The following is a 20,577-nucleotide window of genomic DNA, read 5'->3' on the forward strand; positions in this document are numbered from 1 at the left end:
GGAGGAATGCCGCATGAACGACAGTCTCACGGACGATATCCAAGCCAGCGACAAAGGTCCGTATTCGTTTTCGACCTGCTGGAATATTCGCCGGCAGCCCGGCGGACGGGCGATGATCGAAGAGATCGCCGCGCTTGGTTTTCGCCGGGTAGAGCTGAATTATAATGTAACGCGGGAGATGCTTAAAGAGATCGAGCCGATGATCGAACGCGGAGAGATCGGCGTGTCCAGCGTACACAATACGTTCCCGCATACGCCCGACCCCGATTACGGCACGGATTCGGTGCTGCTCGGATTCGCAGACGAAGCGCGCCGCCGCAGGGCGGTCGCGCTGCTCGTCGAATCCGCGGAGTACGCGCACCGTTACGGCGGGGAAGCCGTTGTGGTCCATCCCGGCGAAGTGCCGATCGACCATGCCGTCGTCAAGCATCTGGAGAAGCTGTATCACAGCGAAGGCCGGGAATCGGAAGCGTACCGCGCCGCCTGGGCCGAGTTTATCGAACGCCGGCAAAGTGAGGCGGGCGTTTATCTGCAGCGGATTATCGCAAGCCTCGACGAAGCGTGCAACCTGGCCGCTTCCAAAGGGCTGAACGTCCGCTTCGGGATCGAGACGCGATCGCGCCCGAATCAAATGCCGACGCTTGCCGAAGCAAAAACCGTCATCGAAGCTCTTCGGGGAGCGCCGGTCGGCATCTGGTACGATACGGGACATGCGATCATGATGGACCGGCTTGGCTTGTACGACAGCGCAGCCGAGATGGATGGGCTGATGGATCATATCGTCGGTGTTCATATTCACGAAACGATCGGACTGTCCGATCATTGGTGTCCGTATGTGCACAGCGGCGATCCGCAGTTCTATGATGCCTATCTGCCCATGATCGAACGCGCCGGGACCAAAGTCTACGAATTGAAAGCGGCCTGCCTGCCCGATGAGATCGAAGCCGGTCACCGGCTGCTGACGGATAAGTTGGCGGATCGGGCGTCGAGAGCAGGGCACGATGCAGGAAGAGTTTAAGGAAATCGATGCTAGGCGGAAACACAGGGGGAGGACGAGCTTATCCTTTACGAACGGCTGGTACAAAAAAACGACGAAGCGGTAGAGAGTGGTCTGCTGAGACAGGTATTGGAACCGGAAAGTCGGTATTACGGCGGCACCGTCGATCCGTCGACGGGGATCGCCTGGGTCAATCATACGTCGGGAACGCCGACGGATATGTGCAACTGGGGGACCGCGCTGGTGAATCCGGATTCGGTGCATTACCGCGACGAATCGTTATTGGAACGGCTGCGGCTGGCTTCGGAGTTTGTCCTGCGCGCCCAGCACAGCGACGGTTCGATCTCGCCGGGCTGGACGAATTACCATTCGCCGCCGGATACGGCTTTTGTTGTCGTGGGTTATTCGCAGCTGTATGAACTGCTGGAGCGTGCGCAGTGGGAGCCGCTGCGCCCTTTACTCGATAACATGAAGCTGTTCCTTGCGCGTACGCTCCCGGTTCTTGTGACCGGAGGCTGTCACACGCCGAATCATCGCTGGGTATTGTGCGCGGCGCTCGGCTGCCTGCACCGTCTGCTGGGCAGCGAAGAAGCGCTCCGCCGTGCCGACGAATGGTTGGCCGAAGGCATGGATATTACGCCGGACGGCGAATGGACCGAGCGCAGCAACGGGATTTACAGCGCGGTCAGCGATATTATGCTGATCTATGCGGCGCGCCTGCTCGGTCGCCCGGAACTGCTGGAGCCCGTGCTTCTCAACCTGCGCATGATGGTGTATCTGGTCCATCCGTCGGGCGAGATTGTCACGGATTATTCGGGACGTCAGGATCTGGGCCACTTCCACGATCTGTCGCCGTATTACCTGCCGTATGCCATGCTGGCGCTGCAGGGCGGCGATCCGCTGCTGGCGGGTATGGCCGAACTCGCTGGCGCCGTGCTTGACGGTCCCGGCGCCGCTTCCGTTCATGTTCTGGTACAAATGCTGCTGGATCCCGAACTGCGCGGTCCGTTCGGGGCCGAAGCCGGCCAAGCCGCCGCAGCCGTACCCACGCGTTACGAGAAAGTGCTGAACGGCGAATTCCTGCGCAGCGGTTATTTGCGGGAAATGGAAGGGGCAGGGCATTACGGACGCATCTTCCACAGCCGCCTGCATACGGACTTCGGAGCGCCGGTCGCCCGTATTCGTGACGGCGGCACGAGTGTGACGCTGATGACCGAGACGCCGTCTTTCTTCGCCCTGCGCCACGGCGCGGCGCGGCTGCTGGCTGTGCAGGTCTCTTCGTACTTCTCTCCGGGTTATGTGCCGATGCAGGAGATGAAGCTCGCGGAAGGCGGAGGCTACCGCCTGTCCGGCGAACAGAAGAAAGGCTACTACGGACCGGTTCGCAGCGAACAGCTTCCGGCTTCGGCCGGAACGAAGATCAGTCCGTGGTATCTGCTGCCGCACCATGCGCGGGAACTGACGCATGAGCAGACGTTCCGCGTCGGGGTTGAAGCCCGGTCCGCGGAAGAAGGCAACGCCTGGGTTCTGCGGATTGCGGCGGAAGAGCCGCAGGACGTCATGACACAGCTGTCGTTCGTGTTCGGCGGAGAAGGAGAGATCGTATCCGGCGAGCTGCTCGAAGCGGGAACGGATCGCTGGCTCTGGAGCGGCGGGGTTCTGCGCTACGAATGCGGCGAAGACTGGATCGAGTTGGAAGGCGGGGAACTGTCGCATTTGTCGAAGTCGGTCCGCGAAGCGAACCTGCCAAGCGGCTGCAAATCCGTATCCATTAACCTCATGACGCCGCTGGACAAAACGATCACGATCCGGCTGTCCCCGAATGCTTCCGGCGGTCTGGCGGAAGAGTTGGCGGATTAGGGCTTCGGTCTCAACGAATCGGAACCTTGTGCAGCACCAAAAACCCGTGCTTTTTCCGAGCACGGGTTTTTGGTGTATCTTTAGAATGGCCGTAAGCAAGTTTTGTGCATAAAAAGCGGCATTTTTCCCATTTGAATATAAAAAGCGGAGAGTCCGATCTTTTTTTGCGGTACGCTTACATGCGGACAGAGAAATGCGAGGAGGAGAAAGCATGGGCAAAAAAACGTATGTCCTGGTCGGCACGGGCGGCCGGGCGGAATTTTTCTATGGAGCGATCGCGAACCATTTTCGGGAAACGGCGGAACTGCTCGCTTTTTGCGATATCAACCGGGTGCGGATGGACTATGCGAATAAGCTGCTGCGAGAGAAATACGACTACCCCGAAGTGGATACGTATTCAAGCGACCGATTCGAAGACATGATCGCCGACAAGAAGCCGGACTGCGTCATCGTGACCAGCGTCGACCGCACGCATCACCGGTATATCGTGCGGGCGCTGGAACTCGGATGCGACGTCATTACGGAGAAGCCGATGACGACCGACGCGGAGAAATGCCAAGAGATTCTGGACGCCGTCTCGCGCACCGGGCGCAAAGTCCGGGTGAGCTTCAATTACCGGTACGCGCCGCACCATACGAAAATTCGCGAGCTGATCGAAGACGGTACGATCGGCGATGTGACGTCGATCCATTTCGAATGGCTGCTCAACACGCGGCACGGCGCCGATTACTTCCGCAGATGGCATCGGGACAAGCGCAACGGCGGCGGCCTGCTCGTGCACAAGTCGACGCATCATTTCGATCTCGTCAATTTCTGGATCGGTTCGCAGCCGGATACGGTGTTCGCGATGGGCGACCTGCTGTTCTACGGCCGGGAAAATGCGGAGAACCGCGGCGTGACGAAATTTTACGACCGGGCGACGGGGCATCCGAACGCGGAAGGCGATCCTTTTGCGCTGACGCTGGATGACAACGAACAGCTCAAAGCGATGTACCTCGACGCCGAAAGCGAAGACGGCTATATTCGCGACCAGAGCGTGTTCGGCGACGGCATCTCGATCGAAGACACGATGAGCGTCATGGTCCGGTACAAAAATCGGGCGCTGCTGACGTATTCGCTGAACGCCTATCTGCCGTGGGAAGGCTACCGAATCGCGTTCAACGGGACTCGGGGACGGATCGAAGCGAACGTCGTCGAGCAGTCGTACGTCAACGCGGGCGGCGACAAAGCGCTCGAAGGTGCGCTGAAGGGCGCGAATATTCTCGTCTTCCCGATGTTCGGCGAACCTTACAAAGCGGACTTCGAAGAAGGCGAAGGCGGCCACGGCGGCGGCGATCCGGTGCTGCTGAACGATCTGTTCGGCGAACCGGCCGAAGACCGGTTCCGCCGCGCGGCGGACCATGCGGACGGCGCGCGTTCGATCCTTACCGGCATTGCGGCCAATATTTCCATGGCGCAGGGCCGGGCCGTGAAAGTGGACGAGCTGGTGCGGTTTTCTTAGGCGAAAAAGATAAAGCACAGCCGCAGCGTACAGACGCTGCGGCTGTTTGCGGTTTCGTCGGATGTTGGGCTGGGCGCCAAGCCGGATCAAACCTAAAGAAAGTCCACCTTTCCAATAGATCTGTCCTTCTGCCCGATCGAGGTTCGACGGTATAATAGTCAGCGACAACACCTTTATACAGCAGATCCAGAGGAGACGGAGGTTGGTTCGGAATGAACATTTTGATCGTGGACGACGAGCCCCGCCATCGCAGGGGCATGATGAACCTGATCCTGTCGCTGAGTCCGGGCAATCGATTGAATGCTGTCGGAGACGGCGAAGCGGCGCTGAAGCGAATCCGGGAAGATCGGCCGGACCTCGTGCTGACAGACATCCGAATGCCGAACATGGATGGCCTGCAGTTCCTCAAGCGGCTGGAGAGCGAGCGGCCGAAGCCCCGCGTCGTTATGGTATCCGCGTACAATCTGTTCGATTACGCGCAGGAAGCGCTTCGGTACGGAGCAAGCGATTATCTGCTCAAACCGGTGGACGGGAGCAAACACGAAGCGATGCTTCGGCGGATCGAAAAGGAGCTGGAGCTGGAAGAGCGTCAGCGGCACGAAACGAACGAACAGCAGCGGCGCCTGGGCCGGGCGCAGTCCGTGTATCGGAGCCGTCTGTTCGCGGATTGGCTGGAGGGCAGCCTGCCGGCGGACGAAGCGCGGGAGCTGGAGCGTACGGAGCGGCTGCAGGCAAGCGGCCTTGTGATCTTCACGGAGATCGGAATCAAGCCGCGGCGGCAGGACTTCGACGCGCAGCAGGTGCTGGGCAGATTGGAGAAAGGCTGGTCGCAGCTGGGAGACGCGTCTTCGTTTGTTCTGGACAGCTGGCAGGAAGGAATTATGCAAGCGGTTACAATCATTCGCGGCTCCGCGCCTTTGTCAAGCGAAGAACGGACGGCAATCCGTGGGTGCGCGGAGCGTATGCTCGGCGATTTGGAGACATACGGCGAGGTATTCCACGGGATCGGTCCGTTCTGCGCACTGCTGCAGGCCGAAGGCGCGGACGCTTTCCGGCTGGCCCGGGAAGCGGGCAGCCACGGTATTCGCAGGAGTCTGCACGGGCCGGTATTTTACGATGAACGGCCTGCGCCGGAAGCGGCATCGGCGAACCCGGAAGTCTGCGCAAACGCAGAAGCCGAGGCCGATGCGCTGGCAGCGGACTGCTTGAAATGGATCGAGGAGCATCTGCACGAAGAGCTGACGCTGGAGCGCGCAGCGGAACGGTTTTTTTTCAATCCTTCGTATTTCAGTACCTGGATCAAACAGCAGACCGGCAGCACGTTCACCCATCATCTCACGGAAGCGCGAATGCAGCGGGCCAGACTGCTGCTGGGCGCGGGGCGCCGGATTCGGGAAACGGCGGAAGCCTGCGGTTACCCGGACACCAAATATTTCTGCCGCGTGTTCAAGAAAATGCACGGGATGTCGCCAGCCGCTTATAAGCACGGCTCGATCCGACAGGTGACGGCCGAATGAAGCGTTCGCGTTCGTTCCGCTCCCGCTTGTTGGCCAGCTATGTCCTGCTGACGGCTATTCCGCTGCTTGTCCTCGGCACGCTGTTCTATCAGGCGAGTCTGCGCGTCGTCACGGATCAGGCGCAGGATAACGTATACGAGATCGTCCGCAAGAACAACGAACTGATGGATACCAAGCTGAGAATCATCGACCAGAACAGCATGGCTTTGTTCACCGACAGGGGTCTGTTCGAACTGTTCAACGAATTGGACCCGTCCAACGGTTCGGAACTGCTGGCCGCGGACCGGCAGGTCTCCGATGTGCTGCGCAATTATTTTTCCAGGATCGACGATGTGTATACGTACCAGCTGTGGACGTCGTACTTCACTTTCGGACAGCAGCTTCCGCAGGGCGACCCGACGAAGTCGGAGGTGTACCGTACGGCGAAGGAAGCCGGCGGCCGCTTGGTCTGGTATCCCACCTACGACTTCGCCGACATGTTCGCCCAACCGGATTACGCCCGGGAGAATATCGATTTCCGCCAACTGTTCTCGGCGACCCGCGTACTCGACTTTTCCTATTTGTACAATTCCATTCTGCGCCGGCTGGACGAAGAGGTCGAACGGCCCGTACTGGTCATCAGCTTCAAGTCCGAAGCGCTCAACGAGCTGTTCGCGGGCAGTCTGCCCGACCGTTCGCGGTATTTGGTGCTGGACGAACAGAATCGCGTAGCGGCGGGCGATAATCCGTCGCTTATTTCGCGTACTTATGCCGAGCCGTGGGTGAAGGAGCTGCAGGAACTGGGCAGCGGCAAGCGGCGGATGACGCTCGGCGGCGAACGCGTCATCGTCTGCTTCGACCGTTCGGAGGTCACCGGGTGGCTGTCGATCGTGATCACGCCGGAATCGTCGCTGATCCGCGAACTCGCCCCCGTCATCCGGACCTCGACGCTGCTGCTGGCCGTCATCATGACCGTCGCCGCGCTGGCTTTGGCCTATTTCATTTCCGGCAAGATCACCAAGCCCGTCCAGCGTTTGACGGCGGCGATGCGTTCGGTGGGCGAAGGCGATTTCGACGCGCGCGTCCCGGTCACCTCAAGCGACGAATTGGGCCAGCTGCTGAGGCATTTCAACCGGATGAACGACCGGATCGGTTCGCTTGTGACAGAAGTTTACGAGACCCGGCTCAAAGAACAGGAAGCGGAGATCCATGCGCTGAACCGGCAGATGAACCCGCATTTTCTCTATAATACATTGAACGTCATGAACTGGATGGCGATCGAAAACGACCAGCGCGAATTAAGCCGGATGCTGGTCTGCTTGTCCAATATGCTGCATTATACCTCTCGCCGGGAATGGGGAACGGTATCGCTGGACGAAGAGATCGAATGGATGAACAGCTATTTCTATATTATGCAGGCCCGCTTCGAAGACAAGTTTACGGTCGAATACGATCTGGATCCCCGGTTATTCGGATACGATCTGCCGAGACTGACTTTTCAGCCGTTTGTAGAAAATGCCATCCTGCACGGATTCGAAGGTCTGGAATCCGGCGGCCTGATCCGGATTGCCGGCCGGATCGAACAAGGGAATCGGATCTACGAGATCGGAGATAACGGGAAAGGCATGGAGGCGGCGGTGCTTGAAGCCATCGCCGAAGAAGAAGGAGCTTCCGTCGGAATCCGCAATACGATCGCGAGAATCCGGATGCAGTACGGACCCGAAGCTTCGGTGACGATCGAATCTTCGCCGGGAGAAGGGACCCTTGTCGTCATCCGGCTGCCGGACCAGAGCCAATCATAGTCCACCTATCCAATGAAGTTCGGGTTATGTAAGCGTTATCAGAGAACCTATACTAAAAGCAATCATAGACTGCAGCTATGACCCACACACCAATCGAGGGGGAACGAACAGATGGCGGGAGTAAACAGACAAACGGCTTGGGTAATCCTGGTCTTGTTTCTGACGACAACGGTGTTGGCCGGATGCACGCGTTCCGGTTCGCAGCTCGGCGAAACGGATTCCGGATCGGACAAGGACGGCGGCGGAGAACAGATTACGCTGCGCCTGACCGCATGGGGGGCACCCGACGAAGTGGAGCCCTACAAGATCGCAATCAAGAAATTCGAGAGCGACCATCCGAATATCAAAGTGCAGCTGCAGCATATTGCGGCGGATTACGATACCAAGCTGACGACGATGGTGGCCGGCAACGACGTGCCCGACGTGGCGATGATGGAATCGGGCAGTATCGCTTATCCGCTGGCCGAGCAGGGCAAGTTCTACAATCTGCAGGATTTTCTGACCGACGATCCGGATCTCAACGCCGAGAGCCTGGTGCCGAATATTACCTATTCGCTGGAAGAAGGCAATATTATCGGCATCGCGCCCGGTCCGGAAACGTTCGGCCTGTTCTACAACGAAGATGCGTTCAAGGAAGCGGGCGTAGAGCCGCCGCCGTCGGATGCGAAAGACGCATGGACCTGGGAGGAATTCGTCGAGGTCGCCAAGAAGCTGACACTCGACAATCAGGGGCGCAATGCGGCGGACCCGAATTTCGATCCCAAGAATATCAAACAGTACGGCGTCAATCTGGCGTCCTGGTGGGCCAGCTACAGCAACTTCGTCTACTCCAACGGCGGAGACTTCATTTCCGAAGACGGCAAGACGTTCGCGCTGAACCAGCCTGAAGCGGTGGAAGCGCTGCAGAATCTGGCGGATCTGGTCAATGTGCACCATGTCGCGCCTTCGCCGGTCCAGTCGAAGAATATTCCCGCAACCCACGTGGCCCTGCAAACGAAAAAGGTCGCCATGGCGATCGAAGGGCAGTGGGTCAGTTCCTCGCTGGCCAAATCCAATTTCAACTTTAACGTGGGCGTGCTGCCGGTCATGAAAAAGCCGGTCACCACGGTCGTCTGCGCCATGTTCTCCATGTTCAAATCCACGGAACATCCGGAAGAATCGTGGGAACTGATGAAGGCGCTGATCGATCCGGAGTCGTCGATCGACATGCTGACGGCGGGTACCTGGATGCCGGCAGAGCGGGACTGGTATACCGATCAAGCGCTGCTCGACCGCTGGACCAAAGACCAGGCGGCCCGTCCGTCCGGTTACCAGGGAGCCGTCATCGACATGCTGCTGGAGAACAGCCATCCGACGCCGACCGGCTACGTCAAGAACTTCAACAAGATCATGGACGTCGTCACACCGGCGCTCGACAAAGTCTGGCTTGGTCAGCAGAGCGCCCAAGAAGCGCTGGACGGAGTCGCCCAGAAAGCCCAGGCACAGGTTCAGGGCCGCCGGGACTAAGGCGCACAACAGATACGTTCCGCGCCGACAAGCGGAGATCGGGGAAGGGCAGGCCCTTCCTCCGGTTTCGCGCGACGTCCTGCAGATTCGACAAGAAGCGCTCCGGTACGGGTTCGGCCGCTGCCGTCCTGATCCGCGTGCGTACCGGATATGGAGGTCAATATGAGAAAAAGCTTGTTCTACGGACTGCTGTTTACTTCGCCGGCTATCGTCGGATTCATTGTCTTTACATTGGGACCCATGATCGCGAGTCTGGTGCTCAGCTTCACGGATTATTCGGTGTTCAAAGACCGGACTTCGTTTATCGGCTTCGACAATTACGTCCGCATGTTCTCGGGCGCGGACGATTATTTCTATCCGTCGCTTGCGGCGACCTTTTACTTCGTCGTCCTGCGCGTTCCGGCCGTTATTGTTCTGTCGTTCTTTATTGCGCTGCTGCTGAATATGAACGTAAAAGGCAGAGCCTTTTTCCGCACCGTTGTCTATCTGCCCAGTATCGTGCCGGCCGTGGCTTCGGCCATGATCTGGATGTGGCTGCTCAATCCCGACCTGGGTCTGATCAATACGCTGCTGAATGCAGTCGGACTGCCGGGCAGTCTGTGGCTGTACGGAGAAAATTCCGTTGTGCCGGCTGTCGTGCTGACCTCGCTGTGGGGCATCGGAGGGACGGTCATCATTTTTCTCGCCGGTTTGTCGGGTATCCCGCGCCAGTATTACGAAGCGATCGACGTCGACGGGGGAGGCTGGTTCAGCAAGCTGCGGCATATCACGATTCCGCTCGTATCGCCGACGATCTTTTTCAATGCGATCATGACCTTGATCGGTTCGATCCAGGTCTTCAACGAAGCGTATATTCTCACTCAGGGCGGACCGAATAACAAAAGCTTGTTCTACGTCTTCTACCTGTGGAGAACCGGTTTCCGGGACACGGAGATGGGATATGCCTCGGCGCTGGCCTGGGTGCTGTTCCTCGTGATCTTGTTCTTCACGTTCCTCGTGTTCCGCACGTCCAAGTCCTGGGTCTATTACGAAGGGGAGGGCCGCTGATGAGATCGTCCAAGCTGTCGCTGACTTTTGCCTACTTCATGCTGTCGCTGATTACGGTACTGTTTATCGGTCCGTTTCTGTGGCTGATCCGCAGTTCCTTGATGGATCTGTCGCAGATCTTCACGATGCCGCCGGAATGGATTCCCCGGCCCGTGCGCTGGGAAAACTTCGGCCGGGCGCTCACCGTACTGCCTTTCGGCACGTATTTCATGAACACGTTTACGATCACGATCTCCGTTATTATCGGCACGGTGGTTAGCAGCAGTATCGCGGCGTTCGGCTTCTCGCGTATCGATTGGCCCGGCCGCAATCTGGTCTTCGCCATCTTGATGTCCGCGATGATGCTGCCGGGTGCGGTGACGCTGATTCCGAGTTTCCTCGGGTGGCAGGCCCTGGGATTCTACGATACCTTTTACCCGCTGATCGTGCCTGCCTACTTCGGCGGAGGCATCTTCAATATCTTCCTGCTGCGCCAATTCTATCTGACCATTCCGCGGGACTTCGACGAAGCCGCTTTCGTGGACGGTGCGTCTTATTTTCAAATCTACCGCTCGATCATCTTCCCGCTCAGCCGCTCGGCGATTATCGTGGTGTCGCTGTTCTGCTTCCTGGCGACCTGGAACGATTTCATGGGCCCGCTGATCTATCTCAAAAGCGAGAATTTGTTTACGCTGGCGCTCGGACTCCAGATGTTCCAGGGGACGTATACGGCCCAGTGGGATCTGCTGATGGCGGCGTCCGCGGCGGTCGTGCTGCCGTGCGTCGTGGTGTTCCTGATCGGACAAAAATACTTTCTGGAAGGCATTACGCTGACCGGATTGAAAGGATAAAGGAGCGGACAGATGATCACAACCGAAACGAAGATCAAACGGTGGGACAGCGTGCCGTTCACAAGCGTAAAGATCTGGGACAAATTCTGGCGGCCTAGGCTTGAGCAGGTTCGCAAGGTAACGGTTCCCGTCTGTCTGGATCAATGCGAGAAGACGGGGCGCCTCGACAATTTCATGAAAGCGTCCGGCCGGATGCCCGGGAAATTCCGGGGGATGTATTACGACGATTCCGACGTGTACAAGGTGATCGAAGGCGCCGCCTATACGCTGATGCTGCAGCGGGATCCGGGACTTGAAGCCCGACTGGACGCGGAGATCGACGAGATCTGCGCGGCGCAGGAGCCGGACGGCTATCTGAATACCTACTACACGCTGAATGCGCCGGACCGCAAATGGACAGACATGGAGAAGCACGAAATGTACAACGCCGGCCATCTGCTGGAAGCGGCGGTCGCCTACCATGCAGCTACGGGAAAAAGAAAACTGCTCGATAGCGCCTGCCGGCTGGCCGATCATCTGGATCAACGGTTCGGTCCGGGCAAGCAGCATTGGGTCGAAGGCCACGAAGAGATCGAGCTGGCGCTTGTGAAACTGTACGGGGTTACGGGCGAGGTGCGCTACCGGGAACTTGCGCTGTGGCTGCTGGAGGAGAGGGGCCAAGGCCGCGGCCAAGGCGAGATCTGGGACAATCCCGAGTGGGGACCGGCTTACTGCCAGGACGATGTGCCGGTAAGCGGGATTGAACGGGTTACAGGCCATGCCGTGCGGGCCATGTATCTATACACGGCGATGGCGGATCTCGCCCGCCTGTCCGGCGATTCCGCCTATATCGGGGCCCTTAAGCGGGTATGGGCGCATACGGCAGAACGGAATCTGTATCTAACGGGCGGGATCGGACCCTCGCGGCATAACGAAGGCTTCACGCACGATTACGACCTGCCCAACGAGAGCGCCTACTGCGAGACCTGCGCGGCAATCGGCATGGCCTTCTGGAACCATCGCATGAATCTGCTTTTCGGCGAAGGCAAATATGCCGACCTCGTCGAGACGGAGCTGTACAACGGGGCGCTGTCCGGTATCTCGCTCTCGGGCGACCGGTTCTTCTACGTCAATCCGCTGGCTTCCCGGGGCGATCATCATCGGGTCGAATGGTTCGATACGTCCTGCTGTCCGACGAATCTGGTCCGCTTTCTGCCCGCTATTGGGCAGTATGCTTACGCCCAAAGCGATGACGGGATCACGATCAACCAGTATATCGGCGGCAAAGCCGACCTTGCGGCCGGCGGAGGACGCAGGGTAGAAGTCACACAGGTCACGAATTATCCATGGGACGGAACGGTCGATCTGGGCATCGGCCCGGCCCAAACGTCCGAATTCACGCTGAGGCTGCGTCTTCCGGGCTGGTGCCGGAGCTATCGGCTGTTCGTCCGCGGGGAAGAGACGGCCGCGGTACCGTCAGACGGATACCTGGAGCTGCGCCGGATAGGGCGTCCGGGCGATCAGATCCGGCTGGTGCTGGATATGCCGGTCGAGGGGGTGCGCGCGCGCCCGGAAGCTGCAGACAACCTCGGCCGCATTGCTCTTCGGCGCGGTCCGATCGTCTACGCACTGGAAGAGCGGGACAATCCCGGACTGGCGTATGACGATTTCGTATTTGACCCGGTTCGGGCCGTCCGGGTCCTGCACGATCCCGACCTGCTGGGCGGCGTAACCGTACTGGAAGCGCAGAGCCGTATTCCGGGAGGGCCTGCTGTACGCTTTATCCCTTATTATGCCTGGGACAATCGCGAACCCGGGTTTATGCAGGTATGGGTAAAAGAAGAACCGGACATCGGTCTGTACCGTTTCTGAAGCTGCGGACGCAAGCCTGGGCTTCCGAAGAGCGTGTCTTCGACATGCTCTCATGGCTACACTGAATTTCTCCCTCTGCCTTCTCCCTCCGGCTTATCGCTTTGCCCGGAATCAGAGTTTCTCGACGCGTTGAAGCCCGGCTCTCCAAGGGAGCCGGGCTTTTTTGTGGCTTGCGAATACAGGGCAGCCTGGTTTCAGCGTCCCATGGATGCGGATCGCTGAAGCTCGCGCAGTTCGCGCCAGCCGATCAAAGCGATATCTTCCTCCTCGATAACGCGCCGTACGTCGGGATCGAGGAAGAGGCGGTAGTCGTACAGGCGGTAAGGCCAGCTGTCGGTGATCGCTTTGAGCTCTTCCGTCTCCAGCGACGGGTGAAACAGAAGCTCCGTTACGCCCGGTTCCAGCCCGCGCAGCAGGCCGATCACATGGTCTCGGGCAAAATCGTAATCTTCGCCTTCGCGGTACGTGAACGGCAGCCCGATGACCCGATCGGGGTGCAGGACGCCTAGCTCTTTTGCGAGCGCCGCGATTTCCGCTTCGTCGCCGCTTGCGTAAGCGGGATGCTCGGAGAAGCGGACAGGCAGGTCGTATTCCGCGCCCAGTTCGATCAGCAGCCGATGATGCACATTGCGCAGGCTGCCCATATGGTTGTCCAGATGCGTCGGATCCACGCCGAGCCGCTGCGCCATTTCAATCTGGGCGACCATTTCGGCCCGGACGACGGCAGGATCCACATCCGGCATATAACCGGAATCGGGCGGGAAATGTCCCTGTTCGTCGGTCAGCCTGCGGGCTTCGGCGCTCTGCAGCACCGGTCCCCATTTGTAGACTTCCCATTCGCTTGTCGAGGTCAGATGTACGCCCACATCGAGCGCGGAATCGAGTACGGCGGCCCGGGCCGCTTCGGACGCCCACGGGCAGTTGACCATCAGCGTGGTCGAAGTGATCGCGCGTCGCTCCCACAAGTCGATGATCGCACGGTTGGTCGAGTGGCACATCCCGAAATCGTCGGCGTGGACGATCAGATGCCGGCGTTCGGTCCAGTTTTTCAGCGTAAGCATAATAGGTCTCCGTTCTGTTCGTATTTCCGTCCGAAGTCTATTTGTTGACCGCGTTCGGTTCGTTCTTCTTCCATTATGCCCGCAAGCCGCTGCGAAAATCCAGCGCACCGCCGCAGAAGTCCGCAGACCCGGAATAATGTCCGTTGATCCGAAAAAAGAGTCCTTACTCTCTGCATAGATAACGCTTACAATTTGGAGGACTCCTGTCCAGCTGTCAACCGGGCAGGTCTACGTATCGAAGAATCGGGAGGGAAAGCCATGTTCGGGAAAACGGATCGCTCGCTTGTCAAAGGGTTCCTGCGGGCGCAGGGAAACCGGATCGTCAACGGAGAAAACGAAGAGATCGTGCTTACCGGCTGGGGGCTCGGCAATTGGCTGTTGAGCGAAGGGTATATGTGGAGTACGCATCACGAACGCTTTGATCGCCCGAGGCGGATCGAAGCGGTGATTCGGGAACTGACGGGCGAAGCGTACGCGGAGACGTTCTGGACCACTTTCCGGGAGCGTTATATTTCGCGGGAAGATATTCGCCAAATGGCGGAGCAGGGCTACAACTCGGTCCGCATTCCGTTCAACTGGCGGGTTCTGATGGAAGAAGGGCCGGACATCGTCTGGATCGAAAAAGGATTCGCCCTGATCGACCGCTGTCTGGACTGGTGCGAAGAATTCGGTCTGTATGCTTTTCTCGATCTGCACGGCGCGCCGGGCGGTCAGACGGGTGCCAATATCGACGACAGCCTCGACGATCGGCCGCGCCTGTTTACGGATGCGGACAGCCGCCGCAAAGCGATTGAATTGTGGAAAGAACTGGCCCGGCGGTACCGGGAACGCTGGATCGTCGGGGGGTATGACCTGCTGAACGAACCGCTGCGTCCGGGTCTTGTTCCCGATGGGCACGAATATCCGCTGGTGCAGAAGCTGGTGGAGTTCTATGACGAGACCGTTGCGGCGATCCGAGCAATCGACGAGCGCCATATGCTGTCGATCGAAGGGCATCATTGGGCCACGGATCCGGCGATTTTCTACAAAAGGTACGACAGGAACATGGTCATCCATTTTCACCGTTATGCCTGCATGCCGGGAGCGGAAGCTTACGAAACTTATCTGAAGCTGTCGCAGCGCCTGGATCAGCCGCTGTGGCTCGGCGAGACGGGCGAGAATCTGCCGGAGTGGTACGCCGCCATGTATCCGCTGGCCGTCTCGCTCGGGATCGGATACAATTTGTGGCCGTGGAAAAAGATGGACTGCGACAATTCGCCTTATTCGATCGGGCGTCCGGAAGGCTGGAGCGAGCTGATCGCTTATCTGGAAGGCGGAGCGCATCCGGGATACGAACGGATGCATGAAATTTTCGACGATTATCTGGAGCGAATTGTTACGGCCAACTGCCGCTGCAATCCGGCGGTTTCCGCTTCCGTCTTCCGGAGGCCGGGCTGCGTGGTGCGGGGAACCGATTTCGACGAACAACCGGGCCGGGGCTTGTCGTTCAGCGGGCTCCGGCAGGAAGGCAATCTGTACGGATACCGGGCGGGTACCGGCATGGAGATTGTACCGCTGACCGACGATCCGCCGCCGAAGCGGTTTGTGTTCGACTGCGGCTGGGACTTCCTCGGTCTCGCGCTCGAAAAAGAAGAATTTGCGGTGTATACGTTCACTTCCGTCGGTCACGGGATGTATGCGGAGATCGTCTGCGAAGCCGTGGAAGGGGAAGCGGAAATCGAGATCGAACAAGACGGGAGCGGAGCGGTAAAGCATCGGATCGACGGGGGTGGGGGAACGCAGGTCTGCATAGCGGAGCTGCAGGAAGCGTTCGAGACGAAGCTGAAGCTGCGCGCCGCGCACGGACGGCTGATCGTCCATACCGTTGCTGTCCGGGAAGGAGATCGCTAATCGGATCGAAAAAGCGGGGCACGGCGGAATTCCGCCGTGCCCCGTTCTCGTCTTCGGTATGCCGAAGTGTCTGCGTATCCAAGCCTGGGCTTCACAGTCCGAATCCCGGATTCAATCCTGCTCCTGCGCTTGCGCCGCAAACTGTTTGTCGTGCAGTTCTTTGTACAGTCCGCCCTGCGCAAGCAGCTCCGCGTGGCGGCCGCATTCCGTGATTCTGCCGTCGTCGACGACCAGAATCTGGTCCGCACCGCGCACCGTGGACAGCCTGTGCGCGATGACAATCCCGGTTTTGCCGTGCAGCAGCGATTTCATCGCCTGCTGCACGTAATACTCGGAGCGGGTATCGAGCGCCGAAGTCGCTTCGTCGAGAATCACGATCGGAGGATTCTTCAGCAGAACCCGGGCAATGGCGATCCGCTGCTTCTCGCCGCCCGACAGCTTGATCCCCCGATTGCCGACAAGGGTATCGTAGCCGTCCGGAAGCCCGGTAATGAAATCGTGGATATAGGCGGCCCGGCAGGCGTCGATCAGACGCTGTCCATCCGCAGTCTCGTCAGCGTACAGCAGATTCTCGCGGATCGAGCCGTTGAACAAATACGTATCCTGCGTGACCAGTCCGATATTGGAGCGCAGCGACTCGAGCGTCAGCGATCTTACATCGGCACCGCCGATCGATACGCGGCCTTCGGAGACGTCGTACAGACGGGGGATCAGCTGGGTGATCGTCGTTTTGCCCGCTCCGCTGGGTCCGACAAGAGCGGTGATCGTACCGGGTTCGGCGGCAAACGATATGCCGCGCAGCGCCGGTTTGTCCGGCCGATAAGCGAAGCCGACGTCGCGGAACTCGATCCCGCTGCCGGAAGCCCCGGCGGGAAGGTCCGCAGAGGCATGTGCCGGGAACTCCGGCGAAGCGTCGGGCCGGTCCGCGATCTCCGGGACGATATCGAAATATTCGAAAATGCGCTGGAACAGCGCCACCGAACGTTTGATATCCACATAGAGATTGGTCAATTGGCCGACCGGTCCGTACAGCCGTCCCAGCAGCGCGACGAACGCGATAATTGCGCCGACGGTAATCTCGCCCTGAATAAACAGGTAGCCGCCGTACAAATAGATCAGCATCGGCCCGATCGAACCGAAAGTGCCGACGAGCATCATAAACCAGCGGCCGGCCGTGGCTTCGCGGATTTGCAGCCGCGTGGTCTCGGCATTCGCCTCCCGGAAGCCTTCGTATTCGCTCGATTCGCGTGCGAACAGCTTCATAAGCAGATAACCGCTGATCCCGAGCGTTTCTTCGATGATCCGGTTCTGCTGGCCCAGCTTCTCCTGCGTCTGCCTGGCGAATTTCCAGCGCACCCGTCCCATCCGGCGGGTGGGCGCGGCGAACAGGGGAAGCACGCACAAGCTGAGCAGGGCGAGTTTCCAATTCATGATAAACAGGGTGACGGCCGTCGAAGTAAGAATCAATACATTGCTGGCGAAGCTGACCAAAGTTCCGCTGAACACGCCCTGGATGCCGGCGATATCGCTTGTCATGCGGGTAATGACTTCGCCCTGCTTGACGTTGGAGAAAAACGAGAGCGGCAGGCTTTGAAGATGACGATACATATTGTTCTTCATATCGTAGACGATATGCTGCGAAATATAGGTGTTGAGGTAACTTTGCAGCACGCCGAGCGTACCCGATACAATCGTAGCCGTAAGCGAAGCCAGAACAAGGAAGCTTAACAGCCGCATATCCCTGCCGGGCAGTGCCCGGTCGACGATCTGCTGGATCAGCAGAGGAGGAAGCAGCCCCAACAGCGAAGTAACAAGCAGCACGGCGAACACGGCCAGTGTGCGTTTGCGGTAAGGAAGAAAATATGAAGCGATCCGCCGCAGCATGGCGGGAGACAGATCGGGTTTCTCGGAATTTTCATCGAATTTCATACGCCCCATACCCGGGGTTCCCATTTTGGACATCGGTTCAACTCTTTCCTCCATAGTCTTCCAGTCAAGATGCTGGGAATAGTTTAGCATGAACGAATTTTGTATACAAGTGTATACGGATTGAAAGGATGTATTTTTGGGCTCCGCCTCCTTCCTGCACGGTTGCATTTGGAAGGATCGAGCCCTTATAATGAAGTGTTTCACAAAAAAAGGCCCAAAAAGGCTGGAGGTGCGCATGGGCAAGTCGAAGTTTTATGTCGTCTGGACAGGCAAACAGCCGGGGATCTATTCCACCTGGGCGGAATGCAAAGCGCAGGTGGACGGGTTTCCGGGTGCCCGTTACAAGTCGTTCGAATCGAAGAGTGCGGCCGAAGAAGCTTACGCCGGCGGCGCGAAGCCTTACATAAGGTCCGGCACCGGAGCCGCGAAGAAACCGGCGGCTGCGAGAGCCGGAGCCAAACCGACCAGCGAGATCGATTACAACAGTATCTCGGTGGATGTGGGAACGCGAGGCAATCCGGGACCGGTGGAATACAAAGGCGTCGATACGGCGACGGGAGAAGTGATCTTTTCGCACGGGCCGGTCGCCAAGGGAACGAACAACCTGGGCGAGTTCCTGGCTATCGTGCATGCCCTGGCCCATATCCAGCGCGAAGGCAGCGACAAATCGGTGTACAGCGATTCCGTCAATGCCATCAAATGGGTCAAGCAGCGCCGGGTATCGTCGACGCTTCCGCGCGACTCGTCGACGGAGGAGATCTGGACGCTGGTGGACCGGGCGGTGGAATGGTTGGAAACGCACCCGTACAGCACGAAAATCATGAAATGGGAAACCCGGGACTGGGGCGAAATCAAAGCCGATTACGGCCGGAAATGACGCGCGCCGGGCGCCTGCCAAATTGCGCCTGATCCCTAAACGTGCTAGTATAATTTCTAACGTTTACCGGACTGCCAGGCCGGCTCTTGTTCGCGCGAGAGTCGGCTTTTTGACCGTTTTTTGGTGTCCGAAACGTTGGGACCGTTTTCGGGTAATTCCGGGTAAAGGCCGAACGAATTTCCCTTAAGGCAAGCCGCGACAGGAAATTCCGGAAAGGAGCGAAACGAATGTTTGGCAACGATTGGGACGAGGTATTAAAAGACGAGATTCGTCAGCCGTATTTTGAAGAGTTGATGCAGCGGGTCGGGGAAGAGTATCGGACGCATACCGTATACCCGCCGGAGCCTCTTTTGTTTCAGGCATTGAAGCTCACCCCTTTTGCCGCCGTCAAAGCCGTTATACTCGGTCAGGATCCTTATCATGGACCGGGCCAGGCCCATGGGCTGAGTTTCTCCGTGATGCCGGGGGTGAAGATTCCGCCCTCGCTGAGAAATATGTACAAGGAATTGAACTCGGACCTCGGTCTTCCGATTCCGGGCCACGGGTATTTGATCCGCTGGGCCGAGGAAGGCGTTCTGCTGCTCAACACCGTGCTGACGGTGAGGGAAGGCCAGGCCGCCTCGCATCAGAAGCTGGGATGGCAGCGTTTCACCGATGCGGTTATCCGGGCGATCGGGGAGCGAACGCAGCCGGCCGTATTTATTTTGTGGGGCGCCCATGCCCAGAAAAAAGAAAGCCTGATCGATACCGGACGCCATGCCGTATTGAAATCCGTGCATCCGAGCCCTTTGTCGGCCAGAGGCGGTTTTTTTGGCAGCCGGCCTTTTTCGCAAACCAACGATTATTTGAATTCACACGGCATCCAGCCGATAAATTGGGAAATACCGTCGCTGTAAAGCGACTGCCCGGAGGTGCGCGCTTTGAAACATTGGGTAGGGAAAAAAGTGGTGGTCGACAATGGTGGGCCGTATCAGACGAAGCGCTACGGGACCCTGATTCGCTGGAACGACAAAGAGCAGTATGTGGTTCTGAGTCCCGGAGGCGTACGAATCGGAATGAAAGATATTATGTCGATCCGGGAAATCGATGTGCTGCCGCAGGAAAGCCGCCAGGCCGCAGGCCGTCCGAACGCTATCGGTTATGTGATGAAAACGATGCGGCAGTTTGAACATGCGATTCTGTTCCGTTCATCGGTCATGATCTGGGCGGGAGACAACCTGCTGGCATCGGCGGCTTGTCTCGCCAAGCACAACGACCAGACGGTCACGCTCGAAGACGGCAGCGTTCTGGACAAGCGAGAGCATCGTTTCGTCGTTCGTTCTTTCCGGGGATAAAGCGGCAGGAAGCAAGCGGGGGAGAAAGAAGGGGACATCATGAATAAAACGGCTGTTATTTCGGATATTCACGGTTCGTCGACAGGACTAAACCGCGCATTGGAGCAGGCGGACCGAAACGGAGCCCGGCGTATTCTGCTGCTCGGCGATCTGCTGTACCACGGTCCGCGCAATCCGCTGCCGGAAGGTTACGACCCGCAGGAAGTCGCGAACATCCTCAACTCGCGCAAAGCGGAGATTGTGCTTGCTGTCCGGGGCAACTGCGATGCGGAAGTCGATCAGATGCTGATCGAGTTTGCTATCATGGGCGAATACGCGATCCTTTTGCATGAAGAACGCAGGATTTTCGCTACGCATGGCCATCATCGCCATATGGAAGATCTGCCTGACCTTCTGCCCGGCGATGTATTTATGCAGGGGCATACGCATCTTCCGGTAGCCGAGAAGCGGGGCGGCATTCATCTGTTCAACCCCGGCTCCGTATCGCTGCCCAAAGGCGGCTGGCCGCCGTCTTTTGGGATGTTGGACGAGAACGGATTGACCGTGCAGACGCTAGATGGCACCGAACTGATGCGCCTGGCGCTGGATTGAGCCTG

Annotated in this window: 16 protein-coding genes; 14 read left to right on the top strand and 2 right to left on the bottom strand. The window is 58.5% G+C overall.

Annotated features, from left to right (window positions below; genetic code table 11):
* Positions 1–13: 13 nt before the first annotated feature.
* From HRQ60_RS03245 to HRQ60_RS03285, 9 genes are all read left to right on the top strand, one after another.
* Entirely contained in the window at positions 14–1,018 is a 1,005-nt protein-coding gene (locus HRQ60_RS03245) for a sugar phosphate isomerase/epimerase family protein (protein ID WP_172194184.1), read from the top strand.
* A gap of 42 nt (positions 1,019–1,060) precedes the next feature.
* Positions 1,061–2,857 carry a prenyltransferase/squalene oxidase repeat-containing protein gene (locus HRQ60_RS03250; RefSeq protein WP_172194239.1) on the top strand — a complete coding sequence of 599 codons (1,797 nt, stop codon included), beginning with the start codon at positions 1,061–1,063 and terminating at the stop codon, positions 2,855–2,857.
* Between the two features lie 211 nt (positions 2,858–3,068).
* Positions 3,069–4,358, top strand: coding sequence for a Gfo/Idh/MocA family protein (locus HRQ60_RS03255; protein WP_172194185.1), 1,290 nt, complete (start codon positions 3,069–3,071; stop codon positions 4,356–4,358).
* Positions 4,359–4,570: 212 nt separating this feature from the next.
* Entirely contained in the window at positions 4,571–5,875 is a 1,305-nt protein-coding gene (locus HRQ60_RS03260) for a response regulator (protein ID WP_172194186.1), read from the top strand.
* Positions 5,872–7,656: a cache domain-containing sensor histidine kinase gene (locus HRQ60_RS03265; RefSeq protein WP_172194187.1), complete on the top strand. Its 1,785-nt coding sequence runs from the start codon at positions 5,872–5,874 to the stop codon at positions 7,654–7,656. The genes HRQ60_RS03260 and HRQ60_RS03265 overlap by 4 nt, the downstream gene beginning before the upstream one ends.
* A gap of 111 nt (positions 7,657–7,767) precedes the next feature.
* The gene (locus HRQ60_RS03270; RefSeq protein ID WP_172194188.1) at positions 7,768–9,162 is read left to right on the top strand and encodes an ABC transporter substrate-binding protein; all 1,395 of its coding nucleotides are present in this window, start codon (positions 7,768–7,770) and stop codon (positions 9,160–9,162) included.
* Between the two features lie 162 nt (positions 9,163–9,324).
* Positions 9,325–10,209, top strand: coding sequence for a carbohydrate ABC transporter permease (locus HRQ60_RS03275; RefSeq protein ID WP_172194189.1), 885 nt, complete (start codon positions 9,325–9,327; stop codon positions 10,207–10,209).
* Positions 10,209–11,039, top strand: coding sequence for a carbohydrate ABC transporter permease (locus HRQ60_RS03280; RefSeq protein WP_172194190.1), 831 nt, complete (start codon positions 10,209–10,211; stop codon positions 11,037–11,039). Before HRQ60_RS03275 ends, HRQ60_RS03280 begins: the two co-directional genes overlap by 1 nt.
* A 12-nt stretch (positions 11,040–11,051) precedes the next feature.
* Positions 11,052–12,890 carry a glycoside hydrolase family 127 protein gene (locus HRQ60_RS03285; protein ID WP_172194191.1) on the top strand — a complete coding sequence of 613 codons (1,839 nt, stop codon included), beginning with the start codon at positions 11,052–11,054 and terminating at the stop codon, positions 12,888–12,890.
* A gap of 194 nt (positions 12,891–13,084) precedes the next feature.
* Here HRQ60_RS03285 and HRQ60_RS03290 read toward each other — a convergent pair whose 3' ends face one another.
* Positions 13,085–13,951: a polysaccharide deacetylase family protein gene (locus HRQ60_RS03290; RefSeq protein ID WP_172194192.1), complete on the bottom strand. Its 867-nt coding sequence runs from the start codon at positions 13,949–13,951 to the stop codon at positions 13,085–13,087.
* A gap of 258 nt (positions 13,952–14,209) precedes the next feature.
* Here HRQ60_RS03290 and HRQ60_RS03295 point away from each other — a divergent pair, with 258 nt between their 5' ends.
* The gene (locus HRQ60_RS03295; protein ID WP_172194193.1) at positions 14,210–15,841 is read left to right on the top strand and encodes a glycoside hydrolase family 5 protein; all 1,632 of its coding nucleotides are present in this window, start codon (positions 14,210–14,212) and stop codon (positions 15,839–15,841) included.
* Between the two features lie 111 nt (positions 15,842–15,952).
* Here the strand turns inward: HRQ60_RS03295 and HRQ60_RS03300 are convergent, their stop codons facing one another.
* Positions 15,953–17,803 (bottom strand): ABC transporter ATP-binding protein, encoded by a 1,851-nt coding sequence (locus tag HRQ60_RS03300; RefSeq protein WP_172194194.1) that lies wholly within the window; start codon positions 17,801–17,803, stop codon positions 15,953–15,955.
* Between the two features lie 202 nt (positions 17,804–18,005).
* Between HRQ60_RS03300 and rnhA the strand changes: the two genes are divergently transcribed.
* The 4 genes from rnhA to yfcE all read left to right on the top strand — a co-directional run bounded on the left by rnhA (position 18,006) and on the right by yfcE (position 20,572).
* A complete protein-coding gene (gene rnhA, locus HRQ60_RS03305) occupies positions 18,006–18,647 on the top strand; it encodes a ribonuclease H (RefSeq protein WP_172194195.1) in 642 nt (213 codons plus the stop codon).
* A gap of 227 nt (positions 18,648–18,874) precedes the next feature.
* On the top strand, positions 18,875–19,543 hold the full coding sequence (gene ung, locus HRQ60_RS03310) for a uracil-DNA glycosylase (protein WP_172194196.1): 669 nt from the start codon (positions 18,875–18,877) through the stop codon (positions 19,541–19,543).
* 24 nt (positions 19,544–19,567) lie between these two features.
* Positions 19,568–19,981 carry a hypothetical protein gene (locus HRQ60_RS03315; protein WP_172194197.1) on the top strand — a complete coding sequence of 138 codons (414 nt, stop codon included), beginning with the start codon at positions 19,568–19,570 and terminating at the stop codon, positions 19,979–19,981.
* Between the two features lie 39 nt (positions 19,982–20,020).
* Complete coding sequence (yfcE, locus tag HRQ60_RS03320; protein ID WP_172194198.1) at positions 20,021–20,572, top strand: phosphodiesterase; 552 nt, start codon at positions 20,021–20,023, stop codon at positions 20,570–20,572.
* Positions 20,573–20,577 lie beyond the last annotated feature (5 nt).

The sequence above is a fragment of the Saccharibacillus qingshengii genome (genome assembly GCF_013185195.1).
Taxonomy (GTDB): domain Bacteria; phylum Bacillota; class Bacilli; order Paenibacillales; family Paenibacillaceae; genus Saccharibacillus; species Saccharibacillus qingshengii.